Here is a 345-nt window from a genome sequence, read left to right on the forward strand (position 1 = left end):
CGTCGTTGACCGCAGTCACGGTGATGGTGCCGTTGGCTGGAGCCGAGGTCAGCGGGTTGGTGCCGTCAGCGTTGCCGCCGTCGGTCGCGGTGTAGGTGAAGTCCGCGGTGCCGTGGAAGTTTTCGTTCGGTTTGAAGTAAACAGTCGCTTCGCCGTTGACCGCATCAATCGAACCGGTCACCGGTTTGGTCATGGCCGCGTCGGTGTAGAAAGTGCCATTGGTTGGCGTGCCGACGGTGAACGATTTAACGTCCGTCGGACTGTCTACGTCGGTGGCGGACAGTTTGACAGCGATGCCTACGCTTGGGTCTTCAGCACCGGTCGCAGCAGTTTCCGCAGCCACCG

Annotated in this window: 1 protein-coding gene; it reads right to left on the minus strand. The window is 61.2% G+C overall.

The features are described 5' to 3' along the window. On the minus strand, positions 1-345 hold a 345-nt coding region (locus AB1462_RS32510), incomplete at both ends, for an Ig-like domain-containing protein (RefSeq protein WP_367249238.1).

It is taken from the genome of Pseudomonas sp. SB113 (assembly GCF_040754745.1).
Taxonomy (GTDB): Bacteria; Pseudomonadota; Gammaproteobacteria; order Pseudomonadales; family Pseudomonadaceae; genus Aquipseudomonas; species Aquipseudomonas grimontii.